We start from the raw sequence: 16,750 nt of genomic DNA on the forward strand, positions 1-16,750 counted from the left end.
GGCATCACCCAGAAGGAGGAGCAATCATGAAACACAGCACCCGTCTCATCAGCGGCGTCGGCGCCCTCGCCGTCACCGCGCTCGCGCTCGCGGGCTGTTCGAGCGGCGGAACCAGCGACTCGGTCGACTCGACCGAGTCCGGTGACCTGACCCCGGTCAGCCTGCAGCTGCAGTGGTATTCGCAGGCCCAGTTCGCGGGCTACTACGCTGCCCTCGACCAGGGCTTCTACGAAGACGAAGGCCTCGACGTCTCGATCCTCGAGGGCGCGGCCGACATCGTTCCTATCGACGTGCTCACGGGCGGCGACGCCGACTTCGCGATCTCCTGGGTGCCGAAGGTGCTGGGCTCGATCGAGCAGGGCGCCGCCGTCACCGACATCGCGCAGATCTTCGAGCGAAGCGGCACCACGCAGATCTCGATGAAGGATGCGAACATCACCACCCCGGCCGACCTCAAGGGCAAGACCGTCGGCAGTTGGGGCTACGGCAACGAGTGGGAGCTCTTCGCCGGCATGCAGAAGGCCGACGTGAACGTGGGTGACATCTCGCTCGTGCAGCAGGCCTTCGACATGAACGGCTTCCTCGCCGGCGACATCCAGGCCGCCCAGGCCATGACCTACAACGAATACGCGCAGGTGCTGGAGACGGTCAACCCGGCCACCGGCGAGCTCTTCACCCCCGAGGAGCTGAACGTCATCAACTGGAACGACGAAGGCACCGCGATGCTCCAGGATGCGATCTGGGCCGACTCGGATCGCCTCGCTGACGACGCCGACTACGCCGACACCGCCGTGAAGTTCATCAAGGCCTCCATCAAGGGCTGGGCCTACGCGCGCGACAATCCCGAAGAGGCCGCGACGATCGTGACCGCCTCAGGCTCGCAGCTCGGCGAGAGCCACCAGCTCTGGATGACCAACGAGGTCAACAAACTGATCTGGCCCTCCGAGAACGGCGTCGGCATGATCAACCAGGACGAGTGGGACCAGACGGTCTCCATCGCCAAGGGCACCGAGAACGAGACGGGCGCGACCATCATCACCTCCGACCCGCCCGAGACGGCGTTCTCGAACGAGTACGTGGAGAAGGCGCTCTCGGAGTTGAAGGATGAAGGTGTGGATGTGAACGGAGCGGACTTCGCGCCGATCACGGTGACGCTCAAGGAGGGTGGCCAGTAGGGTCGCCTCCCGTCGATCCGGGGGGTGGTCTTCACCCTCCGCCTAGGGGTTGAGCGGAGCTCAAAGGCGGCGGAGGGCGAAGACCACCCCCCGGATCGACTACCAGATACACAGAACGAGATACAGAAACAGGCATTGCAATGACTCTTGATCCTGACGACGGCGTGCTCGCTCTTGAGCTTGATCGGGCCTACGTGTTCCACTCCTGGTCGGCTCAGGCGACCCTGAAGCCGATGGTCATCGCCGGCGGGGCCGGGTCGACGGTGTGGGACTTCGAAGGGAACGAGTTCCTCGACTTTTCTTCGCAGCTCGTTAACACGAACATCGGACATCAGCATCCGGCTGTGGTCAGCGCCATCAAGGAGCAGGCCGACATCCTCACCACCGTGGCTCCGGCGCATGCCAACCTGACTCGGGGGAAGGCTGCTCAGCGGATTCTGGCCCGGGCGGGGAACTCGTTCAGCAAAGTGTTCTTCACCAACGGTGGGGCGGATGCGAACGAGAACGCCATCCGGATGGCTCGGCTGTACACGGGGCGCGACAAGGTGCTGTCGCACTACCGGTCGTACCACGGGAACACGGGCGCGGCGGTGGTCGCCACGGGCGACTGGCGGCGGGTGCCGAACGAGTTCGCTCGGGGGCACGTGCACTTCTTCGGGCCGTTCGCGTATCGGTCGGAGTTCTGGGCGACGTCGCCCGAACAGGAGTCGGAGCGGGCGCTGCAGCACCTCGAGCGGGTCATCCAGTCGGAGGGGTCGACGTCGATCGCCGCGATTCTGATCGAGACCATTCCCGGCACGGCCGGTGTGCTGGTGCCGCCTCCCGGGTATCTCGCCGGGGTGCGGGCTCTGGCCGACAAGTACGGCATCGTGCTGATCTTCGACGAGGTGATGGCGGGCTTCGGGCGCACCGGGTCGTGGTTCGCGTTCCAGGCGCTGGCCGAGCAGGAGGGCGGGCTCGTGGAGCCCGATCTCATCAGCTTCGCCAAGGGCGTGAACTCGGGGTACGTGCCGGCCGGCGGCGTGATCATCTCACCGTCCATCGCCGACATCTTCGACGACAACGTCTTTCCCGGCGGCCTGACCTACTCCGGGCATCCGCTCGCCATGGCCTCGATCGTGGGCACGCTCGACGCGATGGAAGACGAAGGCATCGTGACCAACGCCGCGCACATCGGGCGCGACCTGCTCGCTCCCGGGCTCGCGGCACTGGCCGAGAAGTATCCGATCATCGGCGAAGTGCGGGGCTTGGGAGTGTTCTGGGCCCTCGACCTGGTGAGCGCCCCCTCGACCCGCGCGCCGCTGTCGCCCGGGGGAGTGGGCGCGCTGAAGGCCGCCTTGCTCGCGCGCGGGCTGCTGCCTTTCACGGCCGACAACCGGCTGCACGTGGTGCCGCCGTGCGTCGTCACCGATGCCGAGGTCGAGCGGGCGCTGACGATCTACGACGAGGCCTTCGCGGCCATCGGCGAGGTCGACTGACGCATCGCCGTCGGCGGTTCAGGTCGGCGGTTCAGGCGGGCGATTCGTTGCGGCGGCAACCATGTAGAGTCCCTACATGGATGTGCGTCGCCTCGAACTGCTGCGGGAGCTCGCCGAGCGAGGCAGCATCACCGAGGTCGCCCGCGCGACGCATCGCACGCCCTCCGCGGTGTCACAGCAGCTCCGCATCCTCGAACGGGAGGCGGGCCTGCCGCTCACCGAGAAGGCCGGCCGCGGCATCGTGCTGACGGATGCCGGCCGCGCGCTGGCCCGTAGCGCCACCGACGTCGCCGTGGCGATCGAACAGGCGACGGCGCTTTGGGACGAGTTCCGCAACGACCCCACGGGCGAGGTGTCGCTCGCTACCTTCCCGACCGGCGGCCAGATGCTGCTCCCCGGCGTCGTGAACCGACTCGACGCCGTCGGCGGACTCACCCTGCACTGCTCCGACCGCGACCCCGAGAGCGACGATTTCCCGGCCCTCACGGCCGACTTCGACATCGTGCTCGCGCACACCGCATCATCGGCGGCGACGAACTGGCCCACCACCGACGTCGCGGCGGTGAAGCTGATGACCGAGCCGCTCGACATCGCGCTGCCGCCCGGGCATCCGCTCGCGTCGAAAGAACTCCTCGACCCCGAAGACCTGATCGGGGAGCGCTGGATCGGCGTGCCCTGGGGCTATCCCTTCGAGCGCACCATCCACGACATCTCGGCCGCGGCCGGCTCGCCGATGAACGTGGTGCAGCGCTTCGGCGACACGCGCGTGACCGAGGCCTTCGTGGCCGCAGGGCTCGGCATCGCCATCCTGCCCTGCTACACGGCCGGCGGCGCCTATCGCAGCGAGATCGTGCTGAAGAACCTGCGCGGTGTCGTGGCCGAACGCCACATCTTCGCGCTGATGCGCCCCGACCGTGCCGAGCGGCTCGCCGTGCGCACGGTCGTCGATGCGCTCCGTGCCGAAGCGGATGCGGTGGTGGCCGCGAACATCCACCGCAACCCGCCCCGCGCCGCCTGAGCTGGGCAACGGCTGAGTCGGGCCTGATCGACGGTAGAATCTCTCGGTGAGCACATTCAAGAAGACCCCTTATACGGTCAACGTGCGCGACCTCATCCATAAGCCCGGCGAGATGAGAGAGCACACGCTCGACATCCCCCTCAAAGAGAAGCTGGGCGAAGGCCTCATCTCCGTCGAGACCGGCGAAACCCTGCACGTCGACGTCCGTCTGGAGTCGGTGCACGAAGGCATCCTGGTCAGCGCGGAGGTCACCTCCGAGGCGGCCGGGCAGTGCGGAAGATGCCTCCGCGACATCCGTCAGCCCGTCGAAGTCGAATTCCAGGAGCTTTTCGCGTATTCTTCTGACGAAGCTTTTGATTACGGGGTTCACGACGACCATGTCGATCTCGAACCTCTGATCAGGGACTCGGTGGTGCTGGCACTACCGTTCCAGCCGGTTTGCACGCCGGATTGCCCAGGCCTCGACCCGGTGACGGGCGAGCGACTGGCCGATCATGCAGCGGCCCCTGTGCCCGAGGTGATCGACCCGCGATGGTCGGCGCTGGCCGGCCTGGCAGCTTCCCGAGACACAGATCCCGACACAAAATAGTCGCCCGATCTAGACGACCGGAGCCGTGCGAGCAGCACGACGCCGACTGAGAAGAAGAGAGATAGCCATGGCGGTTCCGAAGCGGAAGCAGTCACGTTCCAACACGCACGCGCGTCGTTCGCAGTGGAAGGCCGAGGTCCCCACGCTCGTCAAGACCGTCGAGAACGGCAAGACGACCTACAGCCTCCCGCACCGCGCGAAGGTTGTCGAAGACTCCGCCGGCACTCCGCTGTTCATGGAGTACAAGGGCCGCAAGGTCGCCGACGTTTAGCAATTCCTGAAAGGTGCGATCGGTGTCTTCTGAAATCGAGGAGAGCGGGTCGCACCTTTTGGCGACCCTGCAGATCGATCTCGATTCGGCGCTGCTCGATCTCGCGCTGACCCACCGCTCCTTCTCCTACGAGCACGGCGGCATCCCCACGAACGAGCGCCTCGAGTTCCTCGGCGACTCGATTCTCGGGCAGGCCGTCACGGTGATGCTCTACACCACCTTCACCGACCTCGACGAAGGGGAACTCGCGAAGCGGCGGGCCTCCCTGGTGAGCACGGTGGCCCTGGCCGAGATCGCCCGGTCCATCGGGCTGGGGGAGTACATCAAGCTCGGCCGGGGTGAAGAACTCACCGGCGGGCGCGACAAGGCGTCGATCCTCGCCGACACCGTCGAGGCCATCATTGGAGCCACCTATCTCGATCAGGGGCCGGATGTCGCGACTGCGCTGGTGCTGCGGCTCGTCGCCCCCCTGGCCAACGATCCCCTGCGGTTCGGGGTGTCCATGGACCCGAAGACTTCCTTGCAGGAACGCGCCAACCGGCTCGGTTTCGACGTTCCGGTCTACGTTCTCGAGGAGAGCGGACCCGATCACCAGAAGACCTTCGTCGCGACGGTGACGATCGGCGGGCCGTCACCCGTTGAAGCGACCGGCACCGGCTCGAGCAAGAAGCAGGCCGAATCGGTGGCCGCAGCCGCCGCCTTCCCGCTGCTCAGCGCATCCGTGAATACGGATCAGGCCTAGGAGACACCCGTGCCCGAGCTGCCCGAAGTCGAGGTCGTGCGAGCCGGGCTCGAACCCGCCGTCACCGGTGCGGTGATCACGGCGGTCGAGGTGTTCGATCAGCGCTCGCTCAAGCGGCACAGCCCCCTCGAGGGCCCCTTCGACGCGTTGCTGGAGGGGCGGCGAATGCTCGCGGCCGCCAGGCGGGGCAAGTTCCTGTGGTTCCCGCTGTCGGATCGCGACGGGGCGGCTTCGCAGGCCCTCGTCACGCACCTCGGCATGAGCGGGCAGGTGCTGCTGCGCACACCGGGGGTCGAGGAGGAGGGGCTGCTGCGCATCCGGCTGCACATCGAGCATCCGGAGCGCGGCGAGTTCTGGGTGAACTTCGTCGACCAGCGCATCTTCGGCTCGATGGCGGTCGACCGGCTGCTCCCCACCCCCGACGGGCGCGACGGCGGATACTTCGGGTTCGCGGCGCAGCTCGGTCTGGAGCCCGCCGGCGACCCCGCTGAGGAGCACGCGTGGCGCGCATCCGTTCCCGCGCAGGTCGCGCACATCGCGCGCGATCCGCTCGATCCGGCTTTCGACGATGCGGCGTTCTTCGCAGCGCTCGCGCGCAAGAAGACCGGCATCAAACGGGCCCTGCTCGATCAGACCCTGATCAGTGGTGTGGGCAACATCTACGCCGACGAGTCGCTCTGGGCGGCGCGGCTGCACTATGAGTACCCGTCGGACAAGCTGTCGCGACCGCGCGCTCGCGAGCTGCTCGCCGAGGTGCGGATCGTGCTCGAAAAGGCGCTGGCCGAGGGCGGCACGAGTTTCGACGCGCAATACGTCAACGTGAACGGTGTCTCGGGGTACTTCGCGCACAGCCTCACCGCCTACGGGCGGGAGGGTCAGCCGTGCTTCCGCTGCGGAACGCCGATCGTGCGTGAGCAGTTCATGAACCGCTCCTCGTATTTCTGCCCCCGCGATCAGCGCCCCTACCGCGCCCGCGCCGCCCGAACCTAGGCTGAGGCCATGGAGCTCACCGCCGCGGCCTTCCTCACAGAACTCGACGCTCGGCGGTCGGATGCGGAGCTGGCGAAGTACGAGCGGTACTTCCCGCTGGCCGAGCGTGGCGACGACGTGTTCATCGGGGTGCGGATGGGCGAGGTCTTCGCGATGGCCAAGGAGCGCGCGGCCATGCCGCTCGCCGAGGTGGAGGAACTGCTCGAGAGCTCGGTGCACGAGGCGCGGGTGGGTGCGGTGAGCGTGATGGACTTCCAATCGAGAGCCAGGGCCACGACTCCCGAGCGGCGGCAAGAGCTGTTCTCGCTGTACCTCCGCCGACACGACCGCATCGATACCTGGGATCTCGTCGACCGCAGCGCCATCCATGTCGTGGGTGACTACCTGGTCGACCATCCGCGCGACGTTCTCGACGAGCTGGCGCGTTCGGCGCATCCGATCCGGCGTCGCACCGCCCTCATCGCGACCTTCGCCTTCGTGTCGCGGGGCGACGCCTCCGACTCCTTCCGGCTGGCGAGGATGCTCGTCGACGACCCCGCAGACGTGGTGCAGAAGGCGGTCGGCTGGGTGGTGCGCACGGCCGGGGGCCCGGGGTTGATCGAGTTCCTCGACGAGCACGCGGCCACCATGCCCCGCCCGACCCTCCGCGCCGCTCTCGAAAAGCTCCCCGCGCCCCAACGCGCCCACTATCTCGCCCTCGCGAAGTCCTCGCGACGCTGAGCCCGCGCTCACTCGTCCCTAAGGGGCCTAAATCCGGGAAAACTGCCCACTTTGGGACGAGTGGGGGTGGGAACTAGTCCAGAGGGGCGGGAGGCGTGTGCTTCGTGTGGGCCGCGAGGTGGCCGAGGAAGGCGGCGAGAAGGGTGACGATGGCGGCAGCCGCGACACCCCAACCGATGTGCAGGTTGAGGAGCAGCGCGCCTACGCCGGCGCCGGCCGCGATGAGCACGATCGCCGCCGCGCGGCGGAACCAGGGCTGGCCCTTGCCGCCGGCGAGGCGGGAATCGGCGGCGAATCCGGTGATGGTGGAGGTGACGACGACGGTCGTGACATCCTTCACGGCGATGTGGCGCGCTGTCGCCGCCTGCAGGCCCATGGCTCCGGCGAGGAAGACCGTGATGAGCAGCTCCCACGGCTGCGGAGGCTTGCCGTTCAGCACGAAAAGCGCGATGGCGAGCCCGGCCATGATCGCCCCGACGACCGTGAAGGTGGTGGTGGTGCGGGTCGTCCAGCCGGCTTTGACGGGCCGGAGCACCCGGCCACCCACGACGGCGCCGCCCATGAACGCGAACAGGGCCAGCAGCGGCCCGATCCACGGCAGGCCCTCCGCGCCGGCGAGTGCCATGCCCAGGATGACGACGTTGCCGGTCATGTTGCCGGCGAACACCTTGTCGAGTCCGAGGTAGCCGACCGCATCCACGATGCCGGTCGAGAAGGTGAGCGCGAGCATCAGCGCGAGGTGGAGGTCGTCGCGTTTGGCGCGGAGTCTCTGAAGCACGGTCGTCCTGTCGGTGAGGTGATTCGGGTGATGATCGTGCACGTTTCGTGTGTGTGAACACCGGTTTCAGCCGTGCAAACAATGCCTTGAACGGTAGCCCGTGCATCCGTCGCGGTGCAAACGGACGATACTGTCGGGATGATCGCCGGTGAGTCGGATTCGCCTGGGCGCTCGGACGAGAACGGAAACGACATGTCGATGCTGGCCGCCTTGCAACCCGGCGCGGGGGAGATCCGCGCCACGGAATACCTCGCGGCCAGCCGTCACAACGTGCTCTGGGGGCGCCTGCCCTGCGCCACCGACCGTCCGGTGCTGGAGATCGATCCGGGAACGGATGTCACGATCGACACCATCAGCCACGAGGGCCTGCTCGAGGATCAGGGGCGCGATCCGGTGGCCTTTTTCGGCTCGCACGGAGTGACACGCGATTTCGTGCTCGAAGACGCCATCGCACTCGCCGCCTCCGACTACCCGCGCAGCTCGGCCGACGGCCCGCACGTCGTGACCGGCCCGATCGCGGTGCGGGGCGCCCGGCCCGGCGACCTGCTGAAGATGACCGTGCTCGACACCACGCCGCGCGTGCCCTACGGGGTCATCTCGAATCGGCACGGCAAGGGCGCCTTGGTGGGCGAGATGCCGCTCGGGCCGGCGGACGTGAGCATCTTCGCCGAGGTGCAGGATGCGCTGAGCGGCGCCCGGTTCGGAACCCTGCCGCTCGTGCCGGGCGGGGAGCGGTCGGTGCGCTTTCCGCTGAGTCCGTTCCTCGGCATCATGGGCGTGGCCGTCTCGGGTTCCGAGCGGCCCCATTCCGTGCCGCCCGGGCCGCACGGCGGCAACATCGACATCAATCTGCTCACCGTCGGGTCGTCGCTGTACCTTCCGGTGCAGGTGCCCGGCGCGCTCGCGTATGTCGGTGATCCGCACTTCGCGCAGGGCGACGGCGAGGTCGCGCTCACCGCGATGGAGGCGTCGCTGCGCGTGACCGTGCGGTTCGATCTCGTCGACCGATCGGATGCGCTCGCGAACTTCGGCGACCTGGCCGGTCCGCTCGCCGAGACGAGCGAATTCCTGGTGCCGACGGGGATGGACCGCGATCTCGATGTTGCCGTGCAGAACTGTGTGCGCGCGGCACTGGGGTTGCTCGAGGCGCGGTGGGGGATGGATCGCACGCTGGCGTACGCCTATCTCAGTGCGGCGACCGACTTCGACATCTCACAGGTGGTCGACATCGTGAAGGGTGTGCACGCGCGCATCCGGGTGGCCGACTTCGCGGGCGTGGCCCACGCGCCGGGGCGGCACGCGGAGGCGGGCGGAGCTGCTCGTGGCTGAGGACCGGCCGGCCGCTGAGGGCGGGCTGGCCGCCGGAGCCGGTGCGGCTGCCTCCGCTGAGGCGCTTCCCGCCGGGGTGACCTCGCTCGACGGGGCGGGCATCCTGTCGCCGGCTTCGCTCTCGTCGTTGCTCTCCGCATTCCGCGCCTACGAGGCGGCGCTGATGGCGAACGATCTGGATGCGCTCGATCGGTCCTTCGCGCCCGGGCCTGCAACGCTGCGCGGGGATGCCTCCGGGCTGCTCGTGGGGCACGATCGGATCAGCGCGTTCCGCGGGCTGCGTGGGGGAGTGCCGCCGCGCACGATCGTGGAGGTGCACCTGCGGGTGCTCGACGCGGCATCCGTTCTCGTGGTGTCGGTCAGCGCGTTCGCGAAGGGCGGCACCGGGCTGCAGACCCAGCTGTGGCGGCGGGCGGATGCCGCGGGCTGGGTGATCGCGGCCGCGCACGTCACGGGAGCCCCACCCGCTGTCAACGGCGCCGTCTGGCGGGTGGCGGGGGCGCCGCTCGCGCCCGCCCGATCGGGTGACGGGACGCTCACAGGAATGAGCGTGGCCGTAAAGGATCTCTACGATGTGGCGGGGTTCGCGGTTGGGGCTGGGGTTCCCCAGTTCTTGGCCGAGGCGCGGCCCGCTCGCGCCGATGCCGACGCGGTCGCCGCGCTGCGGGCCGCCGGGGCCGCCGTGCAGGGGATCGCGCAGACCGACGAGTTCGCCTACAGCATCGCCGGGCGCAACGTGCACTACGGCACCCCGCCGAACCCGGCCGTGCCGGGGGCGATTCCGGGTGGGTCGTCGAGTGGTCCGGCCGCGGCCGTCGCGCTCGGGCAAGCGGCGATCGGATTGGCGACGGACACCGCCGGGTCGATCCGGGTTCCGGCGTCGTATCAAGGGCTCTGGGGCCTCCGCACCACGCACGGGTCGGTGAGCACGCGCGGGCTGCTGCCGCTGGCGCCGTCGTTCGACACGGTGGGTTGGCTCACGCGCTCGCCGGAGACGCTTCGCGCCGCAGCAGCCGCCACGTTCGCGCGGGCGCCCGGCCCGACGCGGGTGGGCGGCGGCGCGGGCGACGCGGGTCGTCCAGGCGGCGGCGCGGGCAGTGCGGGTTGGGTCACCGGCGGCAGCGACGGCGACGTGGTCGCGCATCCCGGGGCCGGCGCGCCGAGCGCGCTCGAACCGCGGTATGTCGTGTCGGCCGATCTCGTGTCGAGCTGCGCGCACGACGTGCAGGCGGCGTTCGGAGCGGCGGTCGAGCATCCGGTGTTCGGTGACGTCGAAAGCGTCGACCTGGGCGACCTCGATGCGGTGTTCGCAGCCTTCCGCACGGTGCAGGCCGCCGAAGCGTGGCGGGTGCACGGGGCGTGGGTCGCGGGGCATCCGGGTGTGCTCGGCGTCGACATCGCCGAACGCTTCGACATCGCCTCCCGCATCACGGCCGAGGAGGAGACGGATGCGCGTGCGCAGCTCGCCGACGCCCGGGCCCGGTTCGACGCGGTGCTGGGTGGGCGCATCCTGCTGCTGCCGTCGGCGTCGTCGTCGGCCCCGGCACTCGACGCGCCGGCCGAGGCGATCGCTGCTGCTCGGGCGGCGACGCTGCGGATGACCGCCGTCGCGGGCACCGGCGGGTACCCGGCGGTCTCGGCGCCGCTGCTGCGGGTGCCGGCTCCGGGCGGCTCCGCGCCCGTCGGCCTCTGCTTCGTGGGCGCGCGGGGGGCTGACCTGGCGCTGCTCGACCTCGCGGCGGGCGTGGCCGAGGTGCTGGCCGGCGCCGATGAGCCGCCGGCGTAGCGCCCCCGCCACACCCTCCCGCCGCACGCTCACGTTCGAAACGACGGAGTTGTGCACGATATTCGGGCTGAGGCTCCGTCGATTCGTCGTCGGGGCCGAATTCTCCGTCGTTTCGACACGGGGTTACCACGAAACACGACTGAAACGTTCGTTTCGTAGACTGGCGGTTGAGAAACAGGTATTTCGCCCACCATGCCATCACCCGCCGAGGAGCAGCCATTTCCAGCCAGCCGATCAATCCGCCGCCGCGTCTGCTCATGGGTCCGGGCCCGATCAACGCCGATCCGCGGGTGCTGCGGGCGATGTCGGCGCAGCTGGTGGGCCAATACGATCCGGCGATGACGGCGTACATGAACGAGACCATGGCGCTCTACCGCGAGGTGTTCCAGACGCGCAACGAGCAGACGCTGCTCATCGACGGAACCTCGCGCGCCGGCATCGAGGCTGCCATCGTGTCGCTCGTCGCGCCCGGCGACCGCGTTCTGGTGCCGGTCTTCGGCCGTTTCGGGCATCTGCTGCGGGAGATCGCCGAGCGGGCGGGCGCCGAGGTGCACGTGATCGAACGCGAGTGGGGCACGGTGTTCACCGACGCCGAGATCGAGGCGGCGATCGTCGAGACCCGGCCGAAGCTGCTCGCGGTCGTGCACGGCGACACGAGCACCACGGTCGCGCAGCCGCTCGAGGGGCTCGGCGCGATCTGCGACAAGCACGGCGTCTTGTTCTACACCGATGTCACGGCATCCCTCGGCGGCAACGCGTTCGCGACGGATGCGCTGGGTCTGGACGCCGTGACCGCCGGCCTCCAGAAGTGCCTCGGCGGCCCGTCGGGGTCGGCGCCCGCCACCTTCTCGGCGAAGGCGGTCGACGTGATCAACGGCCGCAAGAGCATCGAAGCGGGCATCGCGGGGAGCGACGCCGAGATCGCGACCACACGCATCCGGTCGAATTATTTCGATCTCGCCATGATCTTCGACTACTGGGGCGAGAAGCGCCTCAACCACCACACCGAGGCCACCACGATGCTCTACGGGGCGCGGGAATGCGCGCGCCTGCTCGTGGAGGAGGGTCTCGACGCCGCGGTGGAGCGGCACCGGCTGCACGGCGCAGCCATGCTCGCCGGGGTGCAGGGCCTGGGGCTCGAGGTGTTCGGCGATCTCGCCGTGAAGATGAACAATGTGGTGGCGGTGCGGATTCCGGATGCGGTGAACGGCGACGCCGTGCGCGGCGAGCTGCTGGAAGACTTCGGCATCGAGATCGGTACCTCGTTCGGCCCGCTGCACGGCAAGGTCTGGCGCATCGGCACCATGGGCTACAACGCCCGCAAAGACGCCGTGCTCACGACCCTGGCCTCCCTCGAGCAGGTGCTCCGTCGTCACGGCGCCGCCGTGGTCGGCGGTGGTGGCGTCGGTGCCGCCTACGACGTGTACGAGGACGCGAAATGACCGACGCGTCCAGCATCCTTGCACGCTGCGACATCCTCGCCACCCACTCCTCGCTCCCCGACGGCCTGATCGAGCGCGTCTACCTCTCGAAGGAGCACGCCGAGGTCAACGCCCTCGCCGCCCAGTGGATGACCGAGGCGGGAATGTCCACCTGGCAGGACGCCGCGGGCAACCAGTGCGGTCGCCTCGAGGGCGCGGTACCGGGGTTCCCGGCGCTGCTGCTCGGCAGCCACCTCGACACGGTGCCCTCGGCGGGGCGGTACGACGGCATCCTCGGGGTGCTGACGGCCATCGCGGTGGTGCAGCGCATCCAGGCATCCGGTCGCCGGCTGCCCTTCGCGCTCGAGGTCGTGGCCTTCGCCGACGAAGAAGGCACCCGCTTCGGCCGCGCCCTGCTCGGTAGTCGCGCGCTCGCCGGCACCTGGGACGACGCCTGGTGGGAGCTCCAAGGCGAAGACGGAGTCACTCTCCGCGACGCCTTCACCGCCTGGGGCCTCGACCCGGCACGCATCGGCGAGGCCGCCCGTCGGCCCGAGGAGTTGGTGGGCTACCTCGAGGCGCACATCGAACAGGGTCCCTCCCTCGAAGACGAGCACAAGGCGCTCGGCATCGTCTCCTCGATCGCCGGCGCACGACGCTTCCTGGTGACCGTGATCGGCAAGGCGGGCCACTCCGGCACTCCCTACGAACGTCGCCGCGACGCCCTCGCGGGGGCGGCGGATGCGATCGTCGAGATCGAGCGCATCGCCCGATCGGCGCAACTCATCGCGACCGTCGGTCACCTCGCGGTGTTCCCGGATGCGGTGAACGTCATCCCGGGCAAGGTCGAGTTCAGTCTCGACCTGCGCGGCGAATACGACAGTGAGCGCGATCGCATCTGGACCGTCATCCAGGACACGCTCTCCGACATCTGCCGCCGGCGTCAGTTGCAGTGGGAGAGCGTCGAGACCCATTCCGCACCGGCCGCCGTCTGCAGCGCCCGGCTGCGCGGAGCGATCGGCGAAGGCATCCGCTCGACCGGAGATCAGCGACCGATGTCGTTGTTCTCGAAGGCCGGGCACGACGCGATGGCCGTCGCCGAGATCACGGAGATCGGGATGCTCTTCGTGCGCTGCGAGGGCGGCGTGAGTCACAACCCCGCCGAGCACGTGACCGAAGACGACGTGGCCGCAACGATCGATGCGTTCGAGCGGGCCGTGCTGGCACTGGCTGATGCGGCGGACGCGACGGCAACGGCCACATCCGCTCCTTCTCCGGACGGGGTCTGACCCCATGACCACCGAGATCATGCACATCGGGCAGCGGATCGACCGCTCCTACGGCGAGCTGTCGCCGCAGGAGCAGCGGGCGGCCGACTTCATCCTCGATCACCTCAGCGATCTCGCCGTTTACTCCGGCACCGAACTGGCACAGCGCAGCGGAGTGTCGAAAGCGACGGTGTCACGGCTGTTCCGGCGACTCGGTTTCGAGAACGCGCAGGAGGTGCGGGAGCACGCGCGGTCGCTGCGGTCATCGGGCGTGCCGGTGGGCGGGATCGCACCCGGCGCATCCGCCGACCTGTCGGCCCATCTGGTGCGCGAGGTGGAGAACCTGCGGCGCTGCCTCGACGCCCTCGGCCCGGAGCGCCTCGAGCAGACCACCTCGCTCCTTGTGCGCAGTCGCTCGGTGACCGTGGTGGGGCTCCGCAACAGCTACGCGCTCGCCCTCCACCTGCGCGAACAGCTCGCCCAGGCGCGCGCCGGCGTACACCTCGCCCCGCAGCCCGGTCAGACCCTCGCCGAGGAGTTCGCCGAGCGGGATGCGCGGGATGCGGTCGTGCTCTTCGGATTCCGACGCCGCCCCGCCGGTTTCGGCGCGCTCATCGCGGCCGTCGCGGCACGAGGTGTGCCCGTGATCTTGATCGGCGACGCCTCTGCTCGTCGGTATGCGGAGTTCGCCGCGGTGTGGATCGAATGCCCGATCGACAGCGTCTCCGCCCTCGACAGTTACGCGAGCGCGATGAGCCTCGTGAACGTGCTCGCGAGCAACACGCTGGGCGCGCGCACCCGCGAGAGCCGCACTCGCATCGCCGCCATCAACGGACTCTACGACGGGCTGGGAGAGCTGGAGGGCTAACGGCTAACGCACCGCTTCGGCGAGCTTCTCGCGGGCCTCGGATGCCGTCATCCGCGTGACGTAGGCGGGGGTGTCGCGGTCGAAGCGCCAGCTCTCGGAGAGGGGTCCTGCATCGACCGTGTCGAAGCCGAATTCGTCGAGGAGGGCGGCGACGGTGCTCTTCGCGTCGGCGTCATCGCTCGCGATCGGGAGCGCGCGGCGGTTCGGCGTGCCGGCCGGGGTGCCGTCGGCGGTGAGTTCGGCGGCCATGATGTTGTTCACCGCCTTCACGACCTTCGCTCCGGGCAGGTGGGCCTGCAGGAGCCCCGACACCGTCGAGGTCTTCTCTTCGAGGGGCGTGATGCGGCCGTCGCGTTCCCAGTAGTAGTTGTTCGTGTCGAGAACGACCTTGCCCGCCAGAGGGGCGGCCGGCACGTCGAGGTAGTTCTTGAACGGCATCGTCACGACGACGAGGTCACCCGCGGTGGCGGCCTGCTGCGACGTCGCGGCGGACGCCTGTGGGCCGAGCTCTTCGACGAGCTCGGCGAGGGTCTCCGGACCGCGCGAGTTGCTGAGCACGACCGAATAGCCGTGCGCCACGGCGAGGCGGGCGAGCTGGCTGCCGATGTGGCCGGCTCCGATGAATCCGATCGTGGTGAGTCCTGTAGCTGTCATGCGACAATTCAACGCCTGTCGGCACGGACGTTTCGCGATTCCCGGAGAAATCGCGGGCGAGTGTCAGCGTGCGTGGAGGGGCGGCGCGTCGACGTCGTCTCCGCCGCCCAGGTCGGTGCAGTCGACGGCCTCCGCGTCGTGGGTTCGCAGGTAGGGGCGGGCCCCGATGTCGCCGTGCAAGGTCTCCCCGAGAGGGGCGAAATGGGCTGCGCCGATGACCACCGGATGCCCGGGGCGGCCCGCGTAGAACGCCTGCCGCAGGGTGGTCTCCGTGGCCCTAGCGGCTACCCTCCGGATCGCCTCGGGCCGCAGCTCGGGTAGGTCGACGAGCGTGATCACGGCGTACGTGGGATGGTCGACCTCGGCGAGACCGGCGCGGAGGGACGCGCCGATCCCCTCCTGCCAGCCGGCCGCTTCCACGACTCTCACCGCGGGGTCGCCCGCGAGGAGGGCGCGGACGCGGGCCGCCTCGGCGCCGAGCACGACGATGACGTGGGCGCATCCGCTCTCCCGCAGCACGCGCACGCCGCGCACCAGCCAGGGCTCGCCGTCGTCGCCCACGACGAGTGCCTTCGGCCGGCCCATCCGCCGACCTTCACCCGCGGCGAGCAGGATGCCCACGGCGCCCGGCGGCGTGGGCCGGCTCGCGGCACGGGCAGAGGCGCTCATGCCCTCATCGTAAGCTGGAGGCATGGCCGACTCCTCCGCTGCCGTCATCGATTCTGCCGAGCTGCGCGAGGCCCTGCATTCGTGCCTCGGTGTGCACCGCTTCGTCGAGGAGGTCGTCGCCGGCGCTCCCTACGCGACGTCGGACGATCTGCTCGCGACGGCGGATCGGGTGGCGGCCTCCCTCACACCGGCGGAGGTCGACGAAGCCCTCGCGCACCATCCGCGTATCGGCGAGCGTGCGCAGGGCGAAGGCCGGGCGCAGCAGTTCAGCCGGGGCGAGCAGGCGGCGGCCGAGGCATCCGACGCCGACCTCGTCGACGCGATCGCTGCCGGGAATGCGGAGTACGAGGCGCGGTTCGATCGGGTCTTCCTCATCCGGGCTGCTGGGCGCTCGCGGGCCGAGATCCTCGCTGAGCTCACCCGACGCCTCCGGCTCGACGACGCGGCCGAGGCGGCGACGGTCGCGTCCGAACTCCACGGCATCACGATGCTGCGGCTGCAGTCGCTGTATCCGCACTGAGTCCACCGTGCGCGGGGGCTCCGAGGCCGCTGCGAGCATCCGACATCCCGTCCATCCGGCATCCGTTCCAGCGACACCCACATCGACAGGAGCATCATGAGCACCGCGAACGACACCGAACGCAGTCACGTCACCACCCATGTGCTCGACTCCACCATCGGCCGTCCGGCGGGCGGTGTGCCCGTCATCCTCGAGCACGACGACGTGGGCAATTGGGTGATGATCGGATCGGCCGAGACGGATGCCGATGGCCGCGCGAACGCGCTCGGCCCGGTCGCGCTGCCGGTCGGCCGCTATCGCGTGACCTTCAACACGGCGGTCTACTTCGCCGAGCAGGAAGTGCGCGCCTTCTATCCGGAGGTGCAGATCATCTTCGAGCTCTCCGACGCGGCGGCGCACTATCACGTGCCGTTGCTGTTGAGTCCGTTCGCGTACTCGACGTATCGAGGGAGCTGAGCCGGGTCGAGCGTCGCT

Annotated in this window: 18 protein-coding genes; 15 read left to right on the forward strand and 3 right to left on the reverse strand. The window is 69.3% G+C overall.

Annotated elements, in window-relative coordinates:
* The first annotated feature begins 26 nt into the window (after positions 1-26).
* The 8 genes from N1027_RS12330 (at position 27) to N1027_RS12365 (ending at position 6,983) form a co-directional block, all read left to right on the forward strand.
* The gene (locus N1027_RS12330; protein ID WP_259508300.1) at positions 27-1,175 is read left to right on the forward strand and encodes an ABC transporter substrate-binding protein; all 1,149 of its coding nucleotides are present in this window, start codon (positions 27-29) and stop codon (positions 1,173-1,175) included.
* A gap of 140 nt (positions 1,176-1,315) precedes the next feature.
* Positions 1,316-2,653: an aspartate aminotransferase family protein gene (locus tag N1027_RS12335; protein WP_259508302.1), complete on the forward strand. Its 1,338-nt coding sequence runs from the start codon at positions 1,316-1,318 to the stop codon at positions 2,651-2,653.
* A 76-nt stretch (positions 2,654-2,729) separates the two neighbouring features.
* Positions 2,730-3,671: a LysR family transcriptional regulator gene (locus N1027_RS12340; protein ID WP_259508303.1), complete on the forward strand. Its 942-nt coding sequence runs from the start codon at positions 2,730-2,732 to the stop codon at positions 3,669-3,671.
* Between the two features lie 112 nt (positions 3,672-3,783).
* Positions 3,784-4,260 (forward strand): YceD family protein, encoded by a 477-nt coding sequence (locus N1027_RS12345; RefSeq protein WP_259510347.1) that lies wholly within the window; start codon positions 3,784-3,786, stop codon positions 4,258-4,260.
* Positions 4,261-4,327: 67 nt separating this feature from the next.
* On the forward strand, positions 4,328-4,531 hold the full coding sequence (rpmF, locus tag N1027_RS12350) for a 50S ribosomal protein L32 (protein ID WP_022895112.1): 204 nt from the start codon (positions 4,328-4,330) through the stop codon (positions 4,529-4,531).
* Positions 4,532-4,553: 22 nt separating this feature from the next.
* The gene (gene rnc / locus N1027_RS12355) at positions 4,554-5,273 is read left to right on the forward strand and encodes a ribonuclease III (protein WP_372499729.1); all 720 of its coding nucleotides are present in this window, start codon (positions 4,554-4,556) and stop codon (positions 5,271-5,273) included.
* A gap of 9 nt (positions 5,274-5,282) precedes the next feature.
* Entirely contained in the window at positions 5,283-6,263 is a 981-nt protein-coding gene (gene mutM, locus N1027_RS12360; protein WP_259508305.1) for a bifunctional DNA-formamidopyrimidine glycosylase/DNA-(apurinic or apyrimidinic site) lyase, read from the forward strand.
* A 9-nt stretch (positions 6,264-6,272) separates the two neighbouring features.
* The gene (locus N1027_RS12365; RefSeq protein WP_259508307.1) at positions 6,273-6,983 is read left to right on the forward strand and encodes a DNA alkylation repair protein; all 711 of its coding nucleotides are present in this window, start codon (positions 6,273-6,275) and stop codon (positions 6,981-6,983) included.
* A gap of 73 nt (positions 6,984-7,056) precedes the next feature.
* Here N1027_RS12365 and N1027_RS12370 read toward each other — a convergent pair whose 3' ends face one another.
* Positions 7,057-7,761, reverse strand: coding sequence for a YoaK family protein (locus N1027_RS12370; RefSeq protein ID WP_259508308.1), 705 nt, complete (start codon positions 7,759-7,761; stop codon positions 7,057-7,059).
* A gap of 192 nt (positions 7,762-7,953) precedes the next feature.
* Here N1027_RS12370 and N1027_RS12375 point away from each other — a divergent pair, with 192 nt between their 5' ends.
* The 5 genes from N1027_RS12375 to N1027_RS12395 all read left to right on the forward strand — a co-directional run bounded on the left by N1027_RS12375 (position 7,954) and on the right by N1027_RS12395 (position 14,433).
* Positions 7,954-9,090 carry an acetamidase/formamidase family protein gene (locus tag N1027_RS12375; RefSeq protein WP_259510351.1) on the forward strand — a complete coding sequence of 379 codons (1,137 nt, stop codon included), beginning with the start codon at positions 7,954-7,956 and terminating at the stop codon, positions 9,088-9,090.
* A complete protein-coding gene (locus tag N1027_RS12380) occupies positions 9,083-10,876 on the forward strand; it encodes an AtzH-like domain-containing protein (protein WP_259508310.1) in 1,794 nt (597 codons plus the stop codon). Before N1027_RS12375 ends, N1027_RS12380 begins: the two co-directional genes overlap by 8 nt.
* 257 nt (positions 10,877-11,133) lie before the next feature.
* Positions 11,134-12,318 carry a pyridoxal-phosphate-dependent aminotransferase family protein gene (locus N1027_RS12385; protein ID WP_259510353.1) on the forward strand — a complete coding sequence of 395 codons (1,185 nt, stop codon included), beginning with the start codon at positions 11,134-11,136 and terminating at the stop codon, positions 12,316-12,318.
* Entirely contained in the window at positions 12,315-13,586 is a 1,272-nt protein-coding gene (locus N1027_RS12390) for an allantoate amidohydrolase (protein WP_259508312.1), read from the forward strand. The genes N1027_RS12385 and N1027_RS12390 overlap by 4 nt, the downstream gene beginning before the upstream one ends.
* A 4-nt stretch (positions 13,587-13,590) precedes the next feature.
* On the forward strand, positions 13,591-14,433 hold the full coding sequence (locus N1027_RS12395) for a MurR/RpiR family transcriptional regulator (RefSeq protein ID WP_259508314.1): 843 nt from the start codon (positions 13,591-13,593) through the stop codon (positions 14,431-14,433).
* Positions 14,434-14,436: 3 nt separating this feature from the next.
* Here N1027_RS12395 and N1027_RS12400 read toward each other — a convergent pair whose 3' ends face one another.
* Together N1027_RS12400 and N1027_RS12405 are read right to left on the reverse strand one after the other, a co-directional pair.
* On the reverse strand, positions 14,437-15,087 hold the full coding sequence (locus N1027_RS12400) for an NADPH-dependent F420 reductase (protein WP_259508316.1): 651 nt from the start codon (positions 15,085-15,087) through the stop codon (positions 14,437-14,439).
* 63 nt (positions 15,088-15,150) lie between these two features.
* The gene (locus N1027_RS12405) at positions 15,151-15,756 is read right to left on the reverse strand and encodes a nucleotidyltransferase family protein (protein WP_259508318.1); all 606 of its coding nucleotides are present in this window, start codon (positions 15,754-15,756) and stop codon (positions 15,151-15,153) included.
* A 22-nt stretch (positions 15,757-15,778) separates the two neighbouring features.
* Between N1027_RS12405 and uraD the strand changes: the two genes are divergently transcribed.
* Complete coding sequence (gene uraD / locus N1027_RS12410) at positions 15,779-16,276, forward strand: 2-oxo-4-hydroxy-4-carboxy-5-ureidoimidazoline decarboxylase (protein ID WP_259508320.1); 498 nt, start codon at positions 15,779-15,781, stop codon at positions 16,274-16,276.
* 96 nt (positions 16,277-16,372) lie between these two features.
* On the forward strand, positions 16,373-16,732 hold the full coding sequence (gene uraH / locus N1027_RS12415; protein WP_259508322.1) for a hydroxyisourate hydrolase: 360 nt from the start codon (positions 16,373-16,375) through the stop codon (positions 16,730-16,732).
* The last annotated feature ends 18 nt before the right edge of the window (positions 16,733-16,750 follow it).

Source organism: Herbiconiux aconitum (genome assembly GCF_024979235.1).
Classification (GTDB): Bacteria; Actinomycetota; Actinomycetes; order Actinomycetales; family Microbacteriaceae; genus Herbiconiux; species Herbiconiux aconitum.